This window comes from Lacinutrix venerupis (genome assembly GCF_001971745.1).
In the GTDB taxonomy this organism is placed as follows: Bacteria; Bacteroidota; Bacteroidia; order Flavobacteriales; family Flavobacteriaceae; genus Lacinutrix; species Lacinutrix venerupis.
The window spans coordinates 2,453,601-2,473,154 of record NZ_CP019352.1 but is presented as its reverse complement, the minus strand read 5'-3'; the positions used below and the strand labels follow the sequence as shown (position 1 = coordinate 2,473,154).

At 31.1% G+C, this 19,554-nt stretch carries 19 protein-coding genes; 13 read left to right on the top strand and 6 right to left on the bottom strand.

Annotated features, from left to right (window positions below; genetic code table 11):
- Positions 1-62: 62 nt before the first annotated feature.
- The 3 genes from BWR22_RS11285 to BWR22_RS11275 all read right to left on the bottom strand — a co-directional run bounded on the left by BWR22_RS11285 (position 63) and on the right by BWR22_RS11275 (position 3,725).
- Entirely contained in the window at positions 63-1,016 is a 954-nt protein-coding gene (locus tag BWR22_RS11285; protein WP_076733775.1) for a tRNA dihydrouridine synthase, read from the bottom strand.
- A 101-nt stretch (positions 1,017-1,117) separates the two neighbouring features.
- Positions 1,118-2,947 (bottom strand): Xaa-Pro dipeptidyl-peptidase, encoded by a 1,830-nt coding sequence (locus tag BWR22_RS11280; RefSeq protein WP_076733774.1) that lies wholly within the window; start codon positions 2,945-2,947, stop codon positions 1,118-1,120.
- 142 nt (positions 2,948-3,089) lie between these two features.
- Complete coding sequence (locus tag BWR22_RS11275) at positions 3,090-3,725, bottom strand: YceI family protein (RefSeq protein ID WP_076733773.1); 636 nt, start codon at positions 3,723-3,725, stop codon at positions 3,090-3,092.
- Positions 3,726-3,914: 189 nt separating this feature from the next.
- On the opposite strand from BWR22_RS11275, the gene BWR22_RS11270 reads away from it, so the two are divergent.
- From BWR22_RS11270 to BWR22_RS11225, 10 genes are all read left to right on the top strand, one after another.
- A complete protein-coding gene (locus BWR22_RS11270) occupies positions 3,915-4,457 on the top strand; it encodes a nucleotide exchange factor GrpE (protein WP_076733772.1) in 543 nt (180 codons plus the stop codon).
- A gap of 136 nt (positions 4,458-4,593) precedes the next feature.
- Positions 4,594-5,715 (top strand): molecular chaperone DnaJ, encoded by a 1,122-nt coding sequence (gene dnaJ, locus BWR22_RS11265; RefSeq protein WP_076733771.1) that lies wholly within the window; start codon positions 4,594-4,596, stop codon positions 5,713-5,715.
- 427 nt (positions 5,716-6,142) lie between these two features.
- Positions 6,143-7,069: an ABC transporter ATP-binding protein gene (locus tag BWR22_RS11260; protein WP_076733770.1), complete on the top strand. Its 927-nt coding sequence runs from the start codon at positions 6,143-6,145 to the stop codon at positions 7,067-7,069.
- Between the two features lie 5 nt (positions 7,070-7,074).
- On the top strand, positions 7,075-8,409 hold the full coding sequence (locus BWR22_RS11255) for an ABC transporter permease (protein WP_076733769.1): 1,335 nt from the start codon (positions 7,075-7,077) through the stop codon (positions 8,407-8,409).
- Positions 8,410-8,411: 2 nt separating this feature from the next.
- Positions 8,412-9,368: a mechanosensitive ion channel family protein gene (locus BWR22_RS11250; RefSeq protein ID WP_076733768.1), complete on the top strand. Its 957-nt coding sequence runs from the start codon at positions 8,412-8,414 to the stop codon at positions 9,366-9,368.
- 10 nt (positions 9,369-9,378) lie between these two features.
- A complete protein-coding gene (locus BWR22_RS11245) occupies positions 9,379-10,263 on the top strand; it encodes a DUF6268 family outer membrane beta-barrel protein (RefSeq protein ID WP_076733767.1) in 885 nt (294 codons plus the stop codon).
- Positions 10,263-11,426 (top strand): sigma-54-dependent transcriptional regulator, encoded by a 1,164-nt coding sequence (locus tag BWR22_RS11240; protein WP_076733766.1) that lies wholly within the window; start codon positions 10,263-10,265, stop codon positions 11,424-11,426. Before BWR22_RS11245 ends, BWR22_RS11240 begins: the two co-directional genes overlap by 1 nt.
- Positions 11,427-11,586: 160 nt before the next feature.
- Positions 11,587-12,465, top strand: a complete 879-nt coding sequence (locus BWR22_RS11235; protein ID WP_076733765.1) for a PPK2 family polyphosphate kinase — start codon at positions 11,587-11,589, stop codon at positions 12,463-12,465.
- A 102-nt stretch (positions 12,466-12,567) separates the two neighbouring features.
- Positions 12,568-13,965: a M20/M25/M40 family metallo-hydrolase gene (locus tag BWR22_RS11230; RefSeq protein WP_076733764.1), complete on the top strand. Its 1,398-nt coding sequence runs from the start codon at positions 12,568-12,570 to the stop codon at positions 13,963-13,965.
- 3 nt (positions 13,966-13,968) lie between these two features.
- Positions 13,969-14,346: a VOC family protein gene (locus BWR22_RS11225; RefSeq protein ID WP_076733763.1), complete on the top strand. Its 378-nt coding sequence runs from the start codon at positions 13,969-13,971 to the stop codon at positions 14,344-14,346.
- On the opposite strand, the gene BWR22_RS11220 is transcribed toward BWR22_RS11225, so the two are convergent.
- Both BWR22_RS11220 and lysA read right to left on the bottom strand, forming a co-directional pair.
- A complete protein-coding gene (locus tag BWR22_RS11220) occupies positions 14,341-15,387 on the bottom strand; it encodes an AI-2E family transporter (RefSeq protein WP_076733762.1) in 1,047 nt (348 codons plus the stop codon). The genes BWR22_RS11225 and BWR22_RS11220 overlap by 6 nt on opposite strands.
- A 99-nt stretch (positions 15,388-15,486) precedes the next feature.
- On the bottom strand, positions 15,487-16,713 hold the full coding sequence (lysA, locus tag BWR22_RS11215) for a diaminopimelate decarboxylase (RefSeq protein WP_076733761.1): 1,227 nt from the start codon (positions 16,711-16,713) through the stop codon (positions 15,487-15,489).
- 191 nt (positions 16,714-16,904) lie between these two features.
- Here lysA and sucC point away from each other — a divergent pair, with 191 nt between their 5' ends.
- Together sucC and BWR22_RS11205 are read left to right on the top strand one after the other, a co-directional pair.
- A complete protein-coding gene (gene sucC / locus BWR22_RS11210; protein WP_076733760.1) occupies positions 16,905-18,098 on the top strand; it encodes an ADP-forming succinate--CoA ligase subunit beta in 1,194 nt (397 codons plus the stop codon).
- 114 nt (positions 18,099-18,212) lie between these two features.
- Positions 18,213-18,557 (top strand): DUF805 domain-containing protein, encoded by a 345-nt coding sequence (locus BWR22_RS11205; RefSeq protein ID WP_076733759.1) that lies wholly within the window; start codon positions 18,213-18,215, stop codon positions 18,555-18,557.
- 66 nt (positions 18,558-18,623) lie between these two features.
- Here BWR22_RS11205 and BWR22_RS11200 read toward each other — a convergent pair whose 3' ends face one another.
- Positions 18,624-18,953, bottom strand: coding sequence for a DUF1456 family protein (locus BWR22_RS11200; RefSeq protein ID WP_076733758.1), 330 nt, complete (start codon positions 18,951-18,953; stop codon positions 18,624-18,626).
- A gap of 185 nt (positions 18,954-19,138) precedes the next feature.
- Between BWR22_RS11200 and BWR22_RS11195 the strand changes: the two genes are divergently transcribed.
- Entirely contained in the window at positions 19,139-19,540 is a 402-nt protein-coding gene (locus BWR22_RS11195; protein WP_076733757.1) for a hypothetical protein, read from the top strand.
- The last annotated feature ends 14 nt before the right edge of the window (positions 19,541-19,554 follow it).

Here is a 19,554-nt window from a genome sequence, read left to right as displayed (position 1 = left end):
AAGATAACTGTATACAATAAGCTTTTTTAAGCTGATGAATTTTTTTTAATTTTTAAAGAGTACTATAGTTTACTTTCATTATTTAAAATACTAGCAACCGCTTGTTTGTATTTAACTGGATTTCCAGCTTTTTTAATAGCTTTATATGTTTTTTGAGGATTTGAAAATGATTGAGAAAAGAATTCCCAAAAACCTAACATTTTCATTTTAATAGGTGTTGGTCCAGATAAATATTCATCGTATTGTTGATAAATAGTATCGTGAAATTCGCTAAAAATCTCCCAGCGCTTTTTAGGGTATTCCGTTGTGTCATTTTTAATCATAGCAGGTAAAAATGGATCTGCAATTAATCCGCGACCAATCATAAAATGATTGATGCTTGGAAAACGAGTTTCTATCTTTTTAAAAGTATCTACACTAGTAATATCTCCATTGTAATATAGTTTGTGTTTTGTGTTTGTTATGCAGCGCTCAAAAGCATCTAAATCTACTGGGCCTTTATATAATTGTTTGCCAATGCGAGCGTGAATAGCAATATTTTTAAGTGGATAATTATCAAGAATAGGGAAGGTGTCTAAAATTTCTTCGGCATGTTCGTATCCCATTCTCATTTTCATTGATATTGTGATATCACTTTCGTTGTGTGCCTTTTTTAATATCTCATTAATTTTTGTAGGATTGCAAATTAAGCCAGAACCCATTCCGGATTTTGTAACCATAGGATACGGGCAGCCTAAGTTCCAATTTAATTCTTTATAACCTAAACTCTGTACATATTTAATGACAAATAAAAACTCATCGGCATCATTTGTCATTACTTGCGGTATAACTTCTAAACCAACGTTATTTTCTGGTTGTAAATCTAGTTGATAAGAATTTTTTATTTTCAACTTTCCATTTAATCGAATGTAAGGTGCATAAAACGTATCTATACCACCAAAATATTGATGAAATGCATTACGAAACCTAAAATCGGTAAAGCCTTGTAAAGGAGAAGATAATAATGTGATTGACATCTATATGAATAAGTTGTACAAATATAGTTTAAATAGAAAAACCACTTTTAGAAGAAGTGGTTTTTCTATTAAAATAAATGTTGTTTATAAAATATTCATGTTTATTCTGTAGCCTTAATTAATGTTTTTAATCCACCAACAACAGGCAAGGTTAAACGCGTTTTATCTAGATCTATAGTTAATTCAGTTCCTGGTTTTGGATGTAATGTAAATTCTTTATCACTAGAAAAAATAATTAATCCAATTTGTTGTCCTGCACGAATAATTTGATCGTCTGGTTGTAGGTTAAATGAAACCTCATAAAATTTCCCAGGTTGTAAAGGTTCGCTTTCTCTTAAAGACTTATGGTTTTGTGGGTCTGCCCAACCTCTTGTAATAATATTATCTGTTATTACTTTTGCATCATCTGTATAAGGTAAAGACACTAAAGCAATAGATAAATTTGCAGCAGCTTTACTACTAGATAAGCTTACTGTAATCTTACTTTCACCAGAAATATGAAGTGGTGTTTTTAGCTTTGGTGTAGTATATAATAATCTGTTTTTAGAGTTTGTTGCTTGTGCATGTTCTTTAGCAGAAATATTAAAATCGTCTACTAGCGTTTCAGTTTTCTGTTTTTTGTTTTGCTTTGTAGTTAGTGTTCCAGAGGTGTTTCCTCCTTTATTTAAATACAATGTAACATCTTCTGCATCAGGATTTGGATAAGCATCATAAGCTGTAGGTTGGTCCATTTTATCATTTTCTCTAACAATCCAAACTTGCTTGTCGTTTTCAACTCCATTGTCGATACCATGTAAATAATGTGTAAACCAACGATTCATCATAGTCATTGGAGGTGGTCCACCGTGACCATTTTGATGATAATATAATTGAGTTGGTAAACCCATTTCTTTTGCTTTTTGGTATATTCTATTACTATGCTCTGGCATTACATTCCAATCGTTAAAGCCATGAGACATTAATAAGGCAGCTTTCATAGGAGCCATTTGGTTTAAATAATCTCGGTTATCCCAAAAATCATTTAAATCTCCTGTTTGCCTGTCTATACCGTTTTTCATTTCGGTATCTCTTATTCGTTTATTATTTCCTGCACGTTTTTCCTCATCTCCACTATGAACAAAATCGTAAAGAACATCTATATCTTCACCTAAATAACCTCCAGGAGAACGTACTAAACCGTTAGATCTATAATAATGATAAGAGGAAGTGTTAGGTGCAATAGGAATTATAGCTTCTAAACCTTTAACGCCTGTTGTTGCTGCTGCTAATGGTAAGGTTCCGTTATAAGATGTTCCAGTCATGCCTACTTTTCCTGTAGACCAAAATGCTTTTACTTCTTCATTACCATTTCTTTCTGTATAACCTTTTGCTCTTCCACATAACCAGTCGATAACTGCTTTTGGAGCTAGTGCTTCGTTTGGACCGCCAATAGTTGGAGCACCATCACTTAATCCTGTTCCTGGAGATGATGAGTGTACAACAATATAGCCTCGTGGTACCCATTTTCTAATATGTGAGTTAGAAATAATTGGTCTTTTTCCACGACGTTTTACTTCTGGATGTACACGTTCTTTTCCAATTTCACCAAGTTCGTGTTGCACATCCCACATAACACCAGGAAGGTCATCTGCAACTCCTGCAAAATACGGGCTAGTAACATATATAATTGGTAGTTTTAAACCTTCGGTTTCTGTTTGTTTAGGTCGTGTAACTGCAACATGCATGCGGTCTGGTTTACCATCTTTATCTGTATCAAAAGAGGTTTCTACCCAAAGATCATGTCTTATCCAATCATTAGAATTAGTGAATCCTTGAACAGGTTGAGCTTCTCCGTTTTCAAAAACAGGAACAGTTTTTTCTTGGGAAAAACCAATAGATACGGTAAAAAATAAAATTGAAAATAAACCTAAAATATTGTGTTTTATAGTCATAATAAGTGCTTAATTGTATAGAAGCCTACAAGTTACTTTTTTTTTAGATATAGAAAAGAAAGAGAGTGTTAATGGAATTGTAAAGTTTAAAAAAAAAGCCACATCTGTATAGATGTGGCTTTTTAATATATCTTTAATTTTTTTAAGCTTTTTTAGCTTTAATAGAAATTTTTAATTTAACGTTATCATTAATCATTTTGTCTCCTAAATTTTCAGCAAATTTTCCAGAGTTATATTTAATGTTAAATTCTGTTCTATCAATAGTAAATTCATCACTTGTAATTGTCATCATATCTTCAGTTGTAACAACATTTACAGGAACAGTAATATTCTTTTTAATACCTTTTAACATTAAGTTTCCACTTACGTTATTTCCTTCAACACTAGTAATTTCGAATGAAGCGTTTGGGTGAGTTTCTGCTTCAAAAAAATCTGCACTTTTTAAGTGTTTAATTAAGTTAGCATTTTTTCCTTCGTCTTCAATGTCTGTACATGCAAGAGAATTAATATCAAAAATAAAGTTTCCGCCAACTAATTGGTCTCCTTTTGTTGTTGCAACACCGTTTGATACGTTAATTGTACCAGTATGTCCTCCAACAATTTTATTAGCCTCCCACATAACCATAGATTCTTCTGGAATGGCTTTGTATTTAGCTTCTACGGCAACTTCTACTACTTCTTTAGCTTCAGATGTTTCTGTTTTTTTCTCGCTTTTGCACCCAATAACTGTAAGACCTAAAGCTAATACTGTAAAAATATTTAATACTTGTTTTTTCATTTTTATTTGTTTGTTAATGGTTAAGTAACAAAAGTATAAAACATCCCATGGAAAACACTTAATTTTTTCATAAAAATATTTTAGTGCCAATTTGTTTAAAAATGAAAAAAATATTGTGACATTTTGACATTTTTATAATAATGGCAGTACTTTTGCCAATCTTAAAAGGTATTAAAAATAAATACGGAAATGAGTAAAGCAAAAGAAACAAAAGAAGATATAATTGAAGAGCAAATAGAAGATACAACAACTCAAGAAACTGCTGAGGTAGAAGAGTTATCTGTAGAAGATAAGTTAAAAGAAGAACTTGGTCAAGAAAAAGATAAGTTTTTAAGGCTGTTTGCAGAATTCGAGAATTATAAAAAAAGGACATCTAAAGAACGTATAGAGCTATTTAAAACAGCAAGTAAAGATGTCATGGTGTCAATGTTACCAGTTTTAGACGATTTCGAGCGTGCTTTAATGCATATAGAAGATGATAAAGAGGCCGAGGAGTTAAGAAAAGGAGTAGTATTGATTTATCAAAAACTTTTAACAACATTAAATCAAAAAGGTTTAGCAGCAATGGAAGTGAAAAATGGCGATGTTTTCGATTCTGAAATTCATCAAGCAATTACACAAGTTCCTGCACCAAGTGAAGATTTAAAAGGAAAAATTATAGATGTTGTTGAAAAAGGTTACTTGCTTGGAGAAACTGTAATTCGTTTCCCTAAAGTAGTTATTGGACAATAAAAATTATTCAACGTACATTTACCAGTAATTTATTTACTGAAAAAGTATAGAGAAATCACAATTAATAAGTATTCAGAAAAAAATAAGGACAGTTTATAAAAAAGCTGAAATTTAAAACTGAAAACTAGAAGGAAGTATGGCAAAAGCAGATTATTATCAAACATTAGGCATTAGCAAAAACGCTACAGCTGCAGAAATTAAGAAAGCTTATAGAAAAAAAGCTATTGAGTTTCACCCAGATAAAAACCCTGATGATTCTACAGCAGAAGCAAAGTTTAAAGAAGCAGCAGAAGCTTACGAAGTTTTAAGTGACGAAAATAAAAAGGCACGTTACGACCAATTTGGTCATCAAGCATTCGAAGGCGGCGGTGGCTTTGGCGGCGGCGGAGGAATGAATATGGACGACATATTCAGTCAGTTTGGAGATATTTTTGGAGGCGGAGGAGGTTTCTCTGGCTTTGGAGGTGGCTTTGGTGGCGGTCAACAACGTCGTGTCAAAGGAAGTAATTTACGTATTCGAGTAAGACTAACATTAGAAGAAATAGCTAATGGTGTTGAGAAAAAAATAAAAGTAAAGCGTAAAGTTCAAGCCGAAGGGACAACATATAAAACTTGTGGAACTTGTAATGGATCTGGGCAAGTAACAAGAGTAACAAACACCATTTTAGGACGTATGCAAACAGCAAGTCCTTGTACAACCTGTGGAGGAGCTGGACAAATTATAGATAAAAAACCAGCAGGAGCAGATGCTCAAGGTCTAATTGTAAAAGAGGAAACTATTTCTGTAAAAATTCCAGCAGGAGTTGTAGATGGTATGCAATTAAAAGTTTCTGGAAAAGGAAACGATGCTCCAGGAAATGGAATTGCAGGAGATTTATTAGTAGCAATACAAGAGCAAGAGCATGAAACACTACAACGTGAAGGTGATAATTTACATTACGATTTATATGTAAGCTTGCCGGATGCTATTTTAGGAGCTTCAAAAGAAATTGATACCGTAACAGGTAAAGTAAGAATTAAGATTGAAGCAGGTTTACAGTCTGGTAAAATTTTACGTTTAAGAGGAAAAGGTATTCCTAGTATTAACGGTTATGGTAAAGGAGACTTGTTAGTACACGTTAATGTATGGACACCAAAAACATTAAGCAAAGAACAGAAAACGTTTTTTGAAAAAATGAAGGAAGATGAACATTTTACACCTAAGCCAGAACATAGTGATAAGTCATTTTTTGAGAAGGTAAAGGATATGTTTTCTTAAAACGTATTTATATAATAAATAAGAAAATCTGTAATTTTTTACAGATTTTTTTTGTTAAAAAAAGAAGTTATTTGTTCTAAAAACCAATAGTTAAACAAAAAATAGTATATTTGATTTATCATTGGTTTGCGCCAATGGTAATTTTTCTTTTTCATAGCAATTTTTTCCCATCCTTTATTTGCGTAGAGGGTGGGTTTTGTTTTTTTAGAATATTACGTTTAAATACAATAGTAGAATAAAATATTTTTAAAGTTTATAGCAATTGTATTTTATTATCTTATATAATAAAAACATAGATGTATACTCGTTTTATCTTTTTTACAGCGTTAAAAAATTTTAAAACAGTAAGTATAAGACTCTACATTTTCTATCTTTACGGCAACAATACCAAATGTTTTAAAATTTTTTGGTGTAACAACTATACTATATGGCTAACTTATTAGAAGCACAATCAGTTTCTAAAAATTTTGGAGATTTTACAGCACTTAATAATGTTTCTATTTCTGTTGAAAAAGGAAGCATCTTTGGTTTATTAGGACCTAACGGAGCAGGTAAAACAACATTAATTCGAATTATAAATCAAATTACAATGCCAGATAAAGGTAAGGTAATTTTAGATGGAGAACCTTTACAAAGACATCATATACAAAATATTGGTTATTTGCCAGAAGAGCGTGGGTTATATAAATCTATGAAAGTAGGAGAACAAGCTTTGTATTTAGCACAACTTAAAGGCTTAGAAAAATCTGTAGCTAAAAAGCGTTTATTACAATGGTTTGAAAGATTGGAAATTGGAGATTGGTGGAATAAAAAAATTCAAGAGCTATCAAAAGGAATGGCACAAAAAATTCAATTTGTAGTCACAGTTTTACACGAGCCAAAACTATTAATTTTTGATGAGCCTTTCTCAGGATTTGATCCTATTAATGCAGATATTATTAAAAATGAAATTTTAAGGCTTCGAGATAATGGAGCTACTGTTATTTTCTCTACACATAGAATGGAATCTGTCGAGGAGTTATGCGATCATATAGCTTTAATTAACAAATCGAATAAAATTATAGATGGTAATTTATTAGATATAAAAAGGCAGTTTAAATCTAATACTTTCGAGGTAGGTATTAATACCAATAATGTATTACAGTTGCAGCAATCTCTTTCAGAGAAATTTATTGTTTCTCCTGCAAATTTTAAAAGTTTAAATAATGAATTAAAACTAAAAGTTAAACTGCCAGAAGACGAATCAGCAAATCACTTACTAAGTTATTTAACAACACAAGGAGAGGTTTCTCATTTTGTAGAAGTAATACCTAGTGCAAGTGATATATTTATTCAAGCTGTAAAGAATAATTAAAGATTATGAATCATCTACCACTAATAATAAAAAGAGAATATCTAACTAAAGTTAGAAATAAAGCGTTTATAGTTATGACTTTTTTAAGTCCGTTAATTATGATTGCTTTATTTTCTGTAGTAGCCTACTTGTCGCAAGTAAATAATAATAAACAAAAAAATATATCTGTTTTAGATCAGTCTGGAAAAATTGAATCTATATTTTTAGATAAAGAATTTGTTAAGTATAATATTTTAAAAGATATTACTTTAGAAAACGCAAAGATAATTGTAGAAGAACAAGAGGATTACGGCTTACTTTATATTTCTAATTTTACTACAAAAACAGGAGATGTTGAAGCAAGTGAGAATATAAATGTAGAGGTACAATTTTATTCTACAGAGACACCTTCGCTTAGTATAATTTCTGCATTAGAGCATAAAATAGAAAAACGCCTTAAAGAAATTAATCTTGAAAGCAAAGGCGTTAATATTAATACATTAAGAACATCTGAAGTTAATGTAACAATAAACCAAGAAAATTTTACAGGAGAAAAAACTTCTAAAGCAGACAGTGTAGTTAAACTAATTTTTGGTGGTGCAGCAGGATACTTACTCTTCATGTTTATTATAATTTATGGTAACATGATAATGCGCTCTGTAATAGAAGAAAAAACAAGTAGAATAATAGAAGTCATTATATCATCGGTTAAACCTATACAACTTATGTTAGGTAAAATTGTAGGTACAACATTAGCTGGTATAACTCAATTTGGTATTTGGTTAATTTTAGGAAGCATTCTTATGGTAATAGCTTCTATAATTTTTGATATTGATTTTAGTCAAATAAATACACCGCAACAAGAATTAGTATCGCAAGCTATGCAAAATCCAGATGCTAATGCAGATGCTCAATTATTTATTAATGCATTTTTTAATATGCCTTTAGTAAATTTAATTATTGCATTTCTATTCTTTTTTATTAGCGGTTATTTATTATATAGTTCTTTATATGCTGCTATTGGTGCAGCAGTAGATAATGAAACCGATACGCAACAATTTATGTTGCCAATAATAATGCCTTTAATATTATCTGTTTATGTTGGTGGTTTTACAGTAATAGAAGATCCTCATGGAACAGTAGCAACCATATTTTCATTTATACCTTTTACTTCTCCAGTTGTTATGTTAATGCGTATTCCTTTTGGAGTACCAATTTGGCAACAAATTCTTTCTTTGTTAATATTAATTGGTACATTTATGTTTACCATTTGGTTGGCTTCAAAAATTTATCGAGTAGGTATTTTAATGTATGGAAAAAAACCAACATATAAAGAACTTTTAAAATGGATTAAATATTAAAGATGCAAGATAAGGTTAAAGATAAAATAGAAAATACCGTAGAAGAAGTAGGAGAGGTTATTGCAGAAAGTAGCGCTTGGGAGACCTTTATAGATTTTCTAAATAAAGTATTGTATACATTTAAAGATGTAGATGGCAAGACTACTGGAGAATTAAAAGTAAAATACATATTACTGTTAATTCTAGTTTTAATTTTAACAACTTATGTATTACGTTGGGCTAAGAAATTGCTTACTCGCAAAATGCCAGATAGCGATAAAGCAAAATTTAATACTGTTTTTTCTTTTGGAAGATGGCTTATATATATTATTGTTTTCTTAGTAGCTATAAGTTCTTTAGGTATAGATATAACAGCGGTTTTTGCTGCATCAGCAGCACTGTTAATAGGTATTGGTTTGGCACTTCAAACTTTATTTCAAGATATTATATCTGGAGTATTTATTTTAGTAGATCAATCTGTTCATGTAGGAGATATTATAGAAATAGAAGGTAAGGTAGGAAGAGTAGAAGAAATAAAATTAAGAACAACACGTGCTGTAACGATAGATAATAAGGTCTTAATCATTCCTAATCACTTATATCTCACAAATAGTTTGTATAATTGGACTCAAAACGGATCTTCTACTAGAGAAAGTGTAGACGTTGGTGTTGCGTATGGTAGTGATGTGCAATTAGTTAAAAAGCTTTTAATAGATGCAGCAAAATCTTCAAAGTTGGTTTTTAAAAATCCACCACCAAGTGTTGTTTTTATGAACTTTGGAGAAAGTTCTTTAGATTTTAGAGTAGCATTTACAGTAGAAGATAGTTTTAATGCAAGAATACCAAAAAGCGAAATACGTTTTGCAATAGACAAATTGTTTAGAGAAAATAATATTAGTATTCCGTTTCCACAACGAGATATTCATATTATTCAGAAAGAAAATGATGATGTCCAATTAACAATGAATTCAAAAAAATAAAAAACAATATATGAATAGGCATACTGCTAAATGTGTTATTATAGTATTATTAATTTTAGTATTTCAAAATACTCATGCCCAACTTACAGATTTGGCACGTTTAGAATATTCATATATACCTAAAAGTAAATCCGAAGACAATTTTAATAGATTTAGAGCTCTAATTAATTATCCTATAAAAACACAAACAGACTGCTATCTAGTGGTTGGTGGAGAATATAGCAGGATTGCTTTAAATTTGGAAGATAACTATCCTTTTGATATATCTAATTTAAACCGCTTACATGTAATAGATTTAAATATAGGTTATACTTTTAAATTAAATAACGATTGGAGATTAGGAGCTAAATTATCGCCAAGAATAGCTTCAACATTAACACATAAATTATCTGGAGACGACTTCTTTTTAAATGGTGGAGTTTATGCAATAAAAGATAGAACTAAAGAAGAATCTTTAAAAAGACCATACCGTCTAATTTTAGGTTTAACCTATAATAGTACTACAGGAATTCCATTACCATTACCTTTTATTAGTTATTACAGGCGTGTAAACGAAAATTGGTCTTTTAATTTAGGTGTGCCAAAAACCAATGTTAAATATTTTTTTAACGAGCGTAATATAGTTCAAACCTTTGTTGGTATAGATGGTTATTTTGCTAATATTCAAGATAATATTGTGTTAGATGGCAATCAAGCAGAAAATATATCGTTATCAGTTATTGTTGCAGGTTTGGGTTACGAGTATTGTTTTACAGACCATTTAATATGGTATGCATATACCGGCCATACTATAAGCATGAGTAATAGATTAAGAGATAATAATAGAGACGATATTTATAGACTAGATAAAGTAAATGCGTTTTATTTAAGAACAGGGATTAAATTTAAAATATAATGTCAAAAATTTTAGTAATAGAAGACGAAGCAGCAATTAGAAGAGTTTTAGTAAAAATTCTTTCTGAAGAAAACGATAAATATGAAGTTTTTGAAGCTGAAGACGGTTTGGCAGGTATCGATAAAATAAAAAAAGACGATTACGATTTAGTGCTTTGCGATATTAAAATGCCAAAAATGGATGGTGTTGAGGTACTTGAAGCAGCAAAAAAAATAAAACCAGAAATACCAATGGTCATGATATCTGGGCATGGCGATTTAGATACAGCAGTAAATACTATGCGTTTAGGTGCTTTTGATTATATCTCAAAACCACCAGATTTAAACAGGCTATTAAACACAGTACGCAATGCTTTAGATAGAAAAGAACTTTTTGTAGAAAACAAAATCTTAAAAAAGAAAGTTAGCAAAAAGTACGAAATGGTAGGCGAAAGCGATGCCATATCTCAAATTAAAGGCATTATAGACAAAGTAGCACCAACAGATGCTCGAGTATTAATAACAGGACCAAATGGTACAGGAAAAGAATTGGTAGCACATTGGTTACACCAAAAAAGTGATCGTGCTAAAGGCCCAATGATAGAGGTAAACTGTGCCGCAATACCTAGCGAGCTTATAGAAAGTGAATTGTTTGGTCACGTAAAAGGCGCATTTACAAGTGCAGCAAAAGACAGAGCAGGAAAATTTGAAGCCGCAAATGGAGGCACAATATTTCTAGACGAAATAGGAGACATGAGTCTATCTGCCCAAGCAAAAGTATTACGCGCCTTACAAGAAAGCCGTATACAACGTGTAGGTAGTGATAAAGATATTAAAGTAGACGTTCGTGTAGTAGCAGCAACAAATAAAAACCTTAAAAAGGAAATAGAAAACGGTAAGTTTAGAGAAGACTTATACCATAGATTAGCCGTTATATTAGTAAAAGTTCCAGCGTTAAACGATAGGCGTGGAGATATACCATTACTAATAAACCATTTCGCAAAAAAAATCTCTGCAGAACAAGGAACAGCACTAAAAACATTTTCAGAAAAAGCTATAAAATTATTACAAGAATACGACTGGACAGGTAATATACGCGAGTTACGTAACGTAGTAGAACGCTTAATAATTTTAGGCGGCGCAGAAGTTAGCGAGCAAGACGTAAAACTATTTGCAAGCAAGTAAACACAAACAAAACGTATTATAACAAAAACCAATCTAATAAAAACGATTGGTTTTTTTGTTTTAAAAATAATGATAAGCCACTAACAATTTAAAAACCTTAAAATAATTATTACTTTTAATAACAAAACGCATTGCGTATATTTAAGCTTAAAATTAATTTATGAAAGACATTAATATAAAAGACCACATAATAACATCAAAAATAGAACTGTCTAATCTACCAACACTATTAGATTTAGAAGAAAAAGATGACGAAGTAAAAGACAAACTAAAAAAAGTACGAAAAAAACTAGGTAAACTTCAAGACACGCTATACGCACACGGCAAATATTCAGTATTAGTATGTTTACAAGGTATGGATACCTCAGGAAAAGACAGTTTAATACGCGAGGTGTTTAAAGATTTTAACGCACGCGGTGTCGAGGTCATGAGCTTTAAAGTACCAACCACATTAGAGTTAAAACACGATTATTTATGGAGGCACTATATCGCATTACCAGCACGCGGAAAATTTGGAGTACACAACCGTACACACTACGAAAATGTATTAGTTACAAGAGTACATCCTAACTATATTTTAGGTGAAAACCTACCAAATGTAAATACCGTAGACGACGTAAACGAAGCCTTCTGGGATAAACGTTTCGAGCAAATTAATAACTTCGAAAAACACCTCGTAGAAAACGGCACCATAATATTTAAGTTTTTTATGAATCTCTCTAAAGAAGAACAAAAAAACAGGCTACTACGTCGTTTAGATTTAAAAGAAAAAAACTGGAAATTCTCAGCCGGAGACTTAAAAGAGCGCAAACTATGGGACGATTATATGTTTTGCTACCAAGACGCCATAAATAGAACATCAAAAGCCCACGCACCATGGTTTAATATACCGGCAGACAATAAGCCAGCAGCAAGATTAGCCGTAGCAACAATACTATACGAGACACTAAAAAAGTACGACGATATCCAAGAACCAGAATTAGACGCAAAAACAAAAGCAAATATAGATTTATACCGTCAACAATTAAATAACGAATAATATTTGGGCGTTACCTAAAGGTCGCGCTTTCCATTATATCTTTTTTTTGCCATATACGGCAGCAAAAAAAAGGATGCCATTACAATCGCTAACGCACACACCATGAAACTAAAACTTATAATTGCAGCACTATTTTTATCAGTAAACGTATTCGCGCAAAACGATAAAGAAACCCTAAAAACCATTTACAGTCAATCCCTAACAAACGGTAAAGCTTACCAGTGGTTAGACCATTTATCAAACCAAATAGGCGGTAGGTTATCCGGTTCTGTAAATGCAGAAAAAGCAGTGCAATACACAAAAACCGAATTACAAAAATTAGGTTTAGATAAAGTATGGCTACAAGAAGTAATGGTACCAAAATGGGAACGAGGCGAAAAAGAAATAGGCTATTTTACAACACTAGGAAAACAAGTAAATGTAAATATTTGTGCTTTAGGAGGTTCTGTTGCCACACCAAACAACGGTTTAAAAGCAAAAGTAGTCGAAGTAAAAAGCTTCGAAGAATTAGCAAAACTAGGCACAAGTGTAAAAGGAAAAATAGTATTTTTTAATGGCGCAATGAATCCAGAATTAATACATACCTTCGAAGCCTATGGCGGTTGCTCAAAACAAAGATATGCAGGCGCTTACGAAGCAGGAAAATTAGGAGCACTTGGTGTTATTGTAAGATCACTAAACCTACGCCAAGATAACCTTCCGCACACAGGTAGTATGGGTTATCTAGATTTGCCAAACAACCAACGCATACCAAGCGCAGCAATAAGCACAAACGATGCCAATGCATTATCTGCAGCACTAAAAACCGATAAAAATTTAGAATTTTACTTTAAACAAAACTGTAAACAATTTGACGATGTATTATCATATAACGTCATAGGAGAAATTACAGGAAGCCAGTTTCCAAACGAGTATATGGTAGTTGGTGGTCATTTAGATTCTTGGGATTTGGGCGATGGTTCTCATGATGATGGCGCAGGAGTTGTGCAATCTATTGATGTTTTACGATTGTTAAAAGAAAGTGGTATTAAACCAAAACGCACCATAAGAGTTGTTTTATTTATGAACGAAGAAAACGGCTTACGTGGTGGTAAAAAATATGCCGAAGAAGCAAAACGAAAAAACGAAAATCACGTTTTTGCTTTAGAGAGTGATTCAGGAGGATTTACACCAAGAGGTTTTAGTTTCGATTGTAGTGAAGCCAACTTAAATAAAGTACTTAGCTGGGAACCATTATTTAAACCATATTTAATTCATTACTTTGAAAAAGGATATAGCGGCGCAGACATTGGGCCATTAAAAAACGACAATATTGTTTTAGCAGGACTACGTCCAGACTCACAACGTTATTTTGATCATCATCATGCTGCAAACGATACGTTTGATGCTGTAAATAAAAGAGAACTAGAGTTAGGTGCAGCAACCATGACGAGCTTAATTTATTTGTTCGATAAATATGGTACATCAAATATTAGCGATATAAAAGAGATAAAAAATTAAATAATGCCAAAACCAATATTGCATCAAATTCATCCTATTTTACCAGTAAAAAATGTAGTAGAAGCACTCACTTTTTATGTAAAAAAATTAGGATTTAAAATAGCCTTTGCAGACGACTCTAAAAACCCAACGTATGCAGGTGTTATAAGAGATAATATAGAAATTCATTTACAATGGCATGATGAAAAAGAATGGGAGTCTGGTTTTAATACACCAATGTTACGTATTGTTACAGAGCATATAGAAAATTTATATGAAGAATATAAATTTAGAGGTGTTTTTAATAACAAGACAGCTTTAAAAAAAACAGATTGGCAAACACGTGAATTTGCATTTTACGATTTAGATAATAACGGATTGACTTTTTATCAAAACTTATAACTGTTTTTCCTTTACTTCTTGTTTTTCGTGTGCATCTTTTCCATATTCTTTTCTGTAAATCTTTACCAAAATTAAGAATAAGCTTACTAATAATGGGCCAAAAATCAGTCCAATAAATCCAAATAGAGGAACGCCAATAATTACACCAATTAAAGTAATTAAAGGATGTACTTCATCCAGTTTTTGAAGCACAAAAAGTCTTATTATATTATCTGTAGAACCAACTACAACTATTCCATATATTAAAATTGCCCAACCTTGAAAATTATTACCAGAAGAAATAGTAATTAAAAAAACTGGTAAAATACCAATTAATGTTCCAACAAAAGGAATCATAGAGCCAATAGTAACTATCACAAACCAGAAAAAAGGATCTTGTATTCCAAAAATTAAAAAACCAATAAGAGCAATAATACCTTGAGCAATTGCAACTAAAGGAATACCTATAGCATTTGCTCTAACCATAGAGCGTACTTCTTGCCCAATTTCAATTAAGTTGCTTTCTCCTAAAGGAATATATTTTAATAATGATGTTTTTAAATCTTTACTATTGGTTAGCATATAATATAGCACAAAGCCCATTATACCTAAAGAAATAAAAATATTAAATGTTCCTCCTGCAAAACTCTGTAAATTAGTAGTAACCCATTCTGTTATACTGTTAGTATCTATTTGAGAATTTAGATCCATACCAACTAAATCTTCAACTTTTTCTAGTTGACTTTTGGCTGCACTTAAAAATTGTTCGCTGTTTTTTGTAAAGTCGCTAATTTTATTGCCTAGCATAAGTATAATTCCAGCAACAGGAATTATAATTACTATAAAAGAAAAAAGAAGGAGTATTATGGCAGATAGGCTGGTGTTCCATTTTTTGTCGTTAACCATTTTTTTCATCCACTTATGTAATAACACATAAAGTGTAACAGCACCAAGAAAGCCGCCAAAATAAGGAAACATTTCTCTAAAAATAATACTGCCAATAAATAGTATTAAACTAATTATAAAAATTTGTCTAATGGTAACAGGAGCAATTTTATTCATTTATTAAGTATTGGTTTTCATAAATATAGTAATACTTAATAAAACAAACTAAGCTATAGCAAAATAAAATAGCACCATAATTATGGTGCTATTGTCTAGTTATATTTTTGCTTTTTTTGGTTTTAAATCTATTTGAATTTGATTATTTAAAATATCTTCAAAAGTTTCTCGCTTTCTAATTAAATGCGCTTCTTTATTATGCCATAAAACTTCAGCAGGACGGTAACGAGAATTATAGTTGCTAGCCATAGAATAGCAATAAGCTCCGGCATTTTTAAACGCTAATATATCACCTTCATTAATTTCGTTAATACGTCTATTATTGGCAAATGTATCGGTTTCGCATATATAACCAACAACACTGTAAAAACGTTCTCTTCCTTTAGGATTAGAAATGTTTTCTATCTCATGTTGAGAACCATAAAGCATAGGTCTAATTAAATGATTAAAACCAGAATCTATTTGGGCAAAAACTGTTGAGGTAGTTTGTTTTACAACATTTACTTTTGCTAAAAACTGTCCAGCTTCACTTACTAAAAACTTTCCAGGCTCGAAAGCTAAGGTTAACTCTTTACCATAGTTTTTACAAAACTCATTAAATCTAATTGATAGTTTTTCGCCAAATTCTTCAATATTAGTTTCAATATCTCCTGGCTTATAAGGCACTTTAAAACCTGATCCAAAATCTATAAAATCTAAATTTTTAAAGTTTTTAGCTGTTTCAAAAAGTATTTCACTAGCATATAAAAAGACATCTATATCTAAAATATCACTTCCAGTATGCATGTGTATACCGTTAATATTCATCTTTGTGTTTTCTACAATACGTAAAATATGTGGAATTTGATGTATAGAAATACCAAACTTGCTATCTATGTGTCCTACAGAAATATTAGTGTTTCCGCCAGCCATTACATGAGGATTTATACGAATACATACAGGAATATCTGGATGTTTGGTTCCAAATTGCTCAAGTATAGATAAGTTGTCTATATTTATTTGGCAACCTAGTATTGCGGCTTTCTCTATTTCCTCAAGAGAAACACCATTAGGAGTAAAAATAATTTGTTCAGCTTTAAAGCCTGCTGTAAGTCCTAACTGTACTTCTTGTATAGATACTGTATCTAATCCAGCTCCAAGCGTTTTCATTAATTTTAATATAGAAATATTAGATAATGCTTTTACAGCATAGTTAATCTTTACTTTATTTACAGAGCTAAAAGCAGATGTGAGACGTTTATATTGCTGTGAAATAACATTAGAATTGTAAACATAAACAGGACTCCCGAAGTCTTCAGCTATTTTAAGTAATTGCGTATTGGTCATTGATAATTTTTTTTTCAAAGCTATTATTATAGATTAACGCTACAAATATTTAATTTAAAATATTACACATTTTAAACATATTGTTAAATAATTAACAATAAAAAATACAATTAAGATTTTCACAATTAAATATTAGGGTAAGTAATTGTGATTATTTACTTTTGTGTTTCTAAAATTTTACTCTAAAACAGATGAATTTACACGAATATCAAGGAAAAGAATTATTAAGCAGCTTTGGCGTACGTATTCAACGTGGTATAGTTGCACAAAATGCTGATGAAGCAGTAGCTGCAGCAAAAAAATTAACCGAAGATACTGGTACAGGTTGGCACGTAATAAAAGCACAGGTTCACGCCGGTGGTCGTGGTAAAGGTGGTGGTGTTAAGTTAGCAAAAAACTTAGACGACGTTAAAACTATTGCTGGAGAAATTATAGGAATGGATTTAGTTACACCACAAACTTCTGCAGAAGGTAAGCGTGTACACCAGGTTTTAGTAGCAGAAGATGTTTACTATCCAGGAGATTCTGAGCCAGAAGAATATTACATGTCTGTTCTTTTAAATAGAGGAACTGGGCGTAATATGATTATGTATTCTACAGAAGGAGGTATGGATATTGAAACTGTAGCAGAAGAAACACCACATTTAATTTTTACAGAAGAAATAGATCCTGCGACTGGAATTTTACCATTTCAAGCACGTAAAATTGCTTTTAACTTAGGTTTATCTGGATTAGCATTTAAAGAAATGACAAAATTTGTTACTTCATTATATAAAGCTTATGTAGAGTCGGATTCTTCTTTATTTGAAATTAATCCAGTATTAAAAACTAGTGATAGTAAAATAATGGCTGTAGATGCTAAGGTATCTTTAGATGCGAATGCATTATATAGACATAAAGATTTAGCTGAATTACGCGATTTACGTGAAGAAAGCCCAATAGAAGTTGAAGCTGGTGAATTAGGACTTAACTATGTAGACTTAGACGGAAACGTTGGTTGTATGGTAAACGGTGCTGGTTTAGCAATGGCAACAATGGATTTAATTAAGCAAGCAGGTGGTGAGCCAGCAAACTTTTTAGATGTTGGTGGTACTGCAGACGCAAAACGTGTTGAAGCGGCTTTTAGAATTATCTTAAAAGATCCAGAAGTAAAAGCTATTTTAATTAACATCTTTGGAGGTATTGTACGTTGCGATCGTGTAGCTCAAGGTGTTGTAGATGCTTATAAAAACATGGGAGATGCTATAAACGTTCCAATTATTGTGCGTTTACAAGGTACTAATGCAGATATTGCAAAAGAACTTATAGACAGTTCTGGATTAGATGTAATGAGTGCTACAGAATTTCAAGAAGCAGCAGATAAAGTACAAGCTGTTTTAGCTTAATACTTTTACAGTATATATATTAAAGAGTAACCGTTAAGGTTGCTCTTTTTTTTTATATTTATAATTCAAAATATATTATTAAATAGTATTGAAACTAAATACACATAATAAATAATGATAGAAGATATAGTAAAAATTTTTAAAGAAACCTTTAATTATAAAGGAAAGACTGGAAGAAAAGAATATTGGACTTATTTTATTTTAATTTTTGTTGTGTTTAATATTTTTATACTTTCAATACCTTTTGGGTTACTAGAAGCTTGGTATTTAAAAGCTAATAATATAGAGCCTAACGGATTGAATTTTAGAGGAATAAGAAGCGTTATTAATTTGGTGTTTTTTATACCATTAATAAGTGCAACAGTAAGAAGATTAAGAGATGCTGGAGTTTCTGTTTGGTTTACATTAATACCAGTATTAAATCTTATTCTTTGTATGAAAACAAGTGAAAATGAGTAATACTATAGTATAACTTATGTTTTCGGTTTTAAAAAAAAACATTAAATTATATATAAAAAGAGCAACTTAATCGTCGCTCTTTTTTTTATCTCTTGGTTTATTAAAATTCTTCTTATTGTTTTTTGAAGTTGATTTTATTTTATTCGCAATGTTATTTTTGGATGTTTCACCTTTTTTAGGCATTGGCCCACGAAGATGTATAATTAAGCCATTTAAAAAATTTCTTAAAATTTGATCACCACATTCTACATAGTTTGGATGGTCTTCTCGTCTAAAAAATGCATTTAGTTCACTTTTAGAAACTCTAAAATCTACAAGCTCTAAAATTTTAATAATATCGTCGTCACGCAGTTTATGTGCGACTCTTAGTTTTTTAAAAATATCGTTATTTGTCATGGCTTAAATTTTTAATTATCAGTGAGTTGTGGTGTTTTTTGCTCCTTTTTAAGAGTAACACTTTGATAAACAGCACTTAAAATCGATGTAAAGCTAAGTATTTTTCGACAAGCGACGTGCTTTCTACGATAATAAATTGGCTTTTATTCTTAATTTTATACTGTATAATTTAATTCCCTCGCATTATGCCTAACAGAGTAGAAAAACTTAGTTTATTATCAGAAATGATTGCCTTTGCTAAGTCTGATAAATCCCTAAAAACTATAGAATATAATTTTTTGCTTGGTGTGGCAAAGCAATTAGAAATATCAAAAGATGACTTTAATTACCTAATTAAACATCCAGTAAATAGAATGCACTTAAAATCTCATAGCGAGCGTATTGTGCAGTTTCATAGGTTGGTACTACTAATGCATATTGATGATGAACGCACTCAAGAAGAAATTGCAAAATTATACAATTACGGACTTAGAATGGGATTAAACCATGAATGCATTACTAAAGTATTATATTTAATGGAAGGTTTCCCAGATAGAATGGTACCTGCCGATGTGTTGATTGATATTTTTAAAGTTCAATATAATTAAATAGGAAATTTTTG

Bases quoted from the DNA above. Each gene is read 5' to 3' on its own strand.
- BWR22_RS11255 (WP_076733769.1), top strand. From the start codon at position 7,075: ATGAATCATCTACCACTAATAATAAAAAGAGAATATCTAACTAAAGTT.
- BWR22_RS11270 (WP_076733772.1), top strand. From the start codon at position 3,915: ATGAGTAAAGCAAAAGAAACAAAAGAAGATATAATTGAAGAGCAAATA.
- BWR22_RS11260 (WP_076733770.1), top strand. From the start codon at position 6,143: ATGGCTAACTTATTAGAAGCACAATCAGTTTCTAAAAATTTTGGAGAT.
- BWR22_RS11225 (WP_076733763.1), top strand. From the start codon at position 13,969: ATGCCAAAACCAATATTGCATCAAATTCATCCTATTTTACCAGTAAAA.
- BWR22_RS11195 (WP_076733757.1), top strand. From the start codon at position 19,139: ATGCCTAACAGAGTAGAAAAACTTAGTTTATTATCAGAAATGATTGCC.
- lysA (WP_076733761.1), bottom strand. From the start codon at position 16,713: ATGACCAATACGCAATTACTTAAAATAGCTGAAGACTTCGGGAGTCCT.
- BWR22_RS11200 (WP_076733758.1), bottom strand. From the start codon at position 18,953: ATGACAAATAACGATATTTTTAAAAAACTAAGAGTCGCACATAAACTG.
- BWR22_RS11205 (WP_076733759.1), top strand. From the start codon at position 18,213: ATGATAGAAGATATAGTAAAAATTTTTAAAGAAACCTTTAATTATAAA.
- BWR22_RS11220 (WP_076733762.1), bottom strand. From the start codon at position 15,387: ATGAATAAAATTGCTCCTGTTACCATTAGACAAATTTTTATAATTAGT.
- BWR22_RS11230 (WP_076733764.1), top strand. From the start codon at position 12,568: ATGAAACTAAAACTTATAATTGCAGCACTATTTTTATCAGTAAACGTA.
- dnaJ (WP_076733771.1), top strand. From the start codon at position 4,594: ATGGCAAAAGCAGATTATTATCAAACATTAGGCATTAGCAAAAACGCT.
- BWR22_RS11275 (WP_076733773.1), bottom strand. From the start codon at position 3,725: ATGAAAAAACAAGTATTAAATATTTTTACAGTATTAGCTTTAGGTCTT.
- sucC (WP_076733760.1), top strand. From the start codon at position 16,905: ATGAATTTACACGAATATCAAGGAAAAGAATTATTAAGCAGCTTTGGC.
- BWR22_RS11285 (WP_076733775.1), bottom strand. From the start codon at position 1,016: ATGTCAATCACATTATTATCTTCTCCTTTACAAGGCTTTACCGATTTT.
- BWR22_RS11250 (WP_076733768.1), top strand. From the start codon at position 8,412: ATGCAAGATAAGGTTAAAGATAAAATAGAAAATACCGTAGAAGAAGTA.
- BWR22_RS11280 (WP_076733774.1), bottom strand. From the start codon at position 2,947: ATGACTATAAAACACAATATTTTAGGTTTATTTTCAATTTTATTTTTT.
- BWR22_RS11235 (WP_076733765.1), top strand. From the start codon at position 11,587: ATGAAAGACATTAATATAAAAGACCACATAATAACATCAAAAATAGAA.
- BWR22_RS11240 (WP_076733766.1), top strand. From the start codon at position 10,263: ATGTCAAAAATTTTAGTAATAGAAGACGAAGCAGCAATTAGAAGAGTT.
- BWR22_RS11245 (WP_076733767.1), top strand. From the start codon at position 9,379: ATGAATAGGCATACTGCTAAATGTGTTATTATAGTATTATTAATTTTA.